This is a genomic window from Cupriavidus sp. 05N40 (assembly GCF_056397305.1).
The window spans coordinates 1-1,076 of the sequence record NZ_JBFTND010000442.1 but is presented as its reverse complement, the minus strand read 5'-3'; the positions used below and the strand labels follow the sequence as shown (position 1 = coordinate 1,076).

At 64.0% G+C, this 1,076-nt stretch carries 1 protein-coding gene; it reads right to left on the bottom strand.

Annotation, left to right across the window (positions count from 1 at the left end):
• Positions 1 to 151: 151 nt before the first annotated feature.
• Entirely contained in the window at positions 152 to 493 is a 342-nt protein-coding gene (locus AC1DO7_RS41335; RefSeq protein WP_441643395.1) for a hypothetical protein, read from the bottom strand.
• Positions 494 to 1,076: the final 583 nt, after the last annotated feature.

Sequence of the window (1,076 nt, the reverse complement as noted above, 5' to 3'; positions counted from 1 at the left end):
TCGAAGCCCTTGTCAGCGATGCCGTAGCGCAGGGGGTAGACCGGGACGCCGCGCTGGCACGACGGCGGCGAAATGGCGCAATTCCTTGGCTTCTCACTGGGATGCGCGGGTTGAAGTGCTTTTTTGAGGGGCAGGGTCACGGTGGTAATCCTCAAACTACTTTCTCGTCCTCGAAGCGCAGTTCGTTGTAGCCCTCGCCCTTGTGGGTCTGGCTTTTGATGGTCATGCGGGTCTTGTGGCGCGGCAGCGCGTAGGCCGGCAACTGGTTCGATCGGTACGTGCGGCCGGTGATGACCGGCTGGTCAGGATCGCCGTCCCAGAAGTCGACGATGACCTCCTGGCCGATGCGCGGGATGGCGGGGCCGGCGTGGGCCAGCTGCACGTCGAGACGGAAGGTCTCGGAGAGGGCTTCGTCGAAATCGAACGCGATGACTTCGAAGTCGACCCTGTCGACGACGGCGAAGGTGAAGCGCAGGGCGGACTGGCGTGGCATGGCAAGTTCCTGGCAAGGCGATATCACCCGCCGGCCGGCGTACCTGTGGCGCCGACTGGGGTGGCCGTCTATGGGCTGTCACTTGCGGGGGAGAATGCCGCAGGAAAAGGCGCGCAGGTCTCGGATGTTTCGGAAAAGCCGTGTGGAAACGGCGTCATTCCTTCGGTGCCTGATGCCGCAACGGCCCCCGTCGCGGCATCATGGCCAGTGTGGGATCGCGACGCACGTCGTCGGGCTTGGGCGTTTTCACCGGTAGTGTGGCTCTGATAGAGCGGCGTGCCGCCCAGGCGCAGGCTGGGCGGCAGCCGCTTGATGGTCTCCGCTATTCACTGTGGCGTCCCCTCTGGCTCCAGCTTGGCCGGGCCGATGGAGGCGGTGAAGAAGCAACCGCCTAAACGTGCAGATGGTGTGGTCCCCATGATGCTAGGCATCGTCGTTCACCTGCGGCGATGCCATGCCGCACAACTCGTCGATGTCCGTGGGAAAGGGCGTGTAGGGCACGTTGTACTGGATGCATGCTTCCACGCTGTCGGGAAACGCGTTGATCAGCAGCCAGCCCAGCCACAGCGGAAGGGTGATGGGC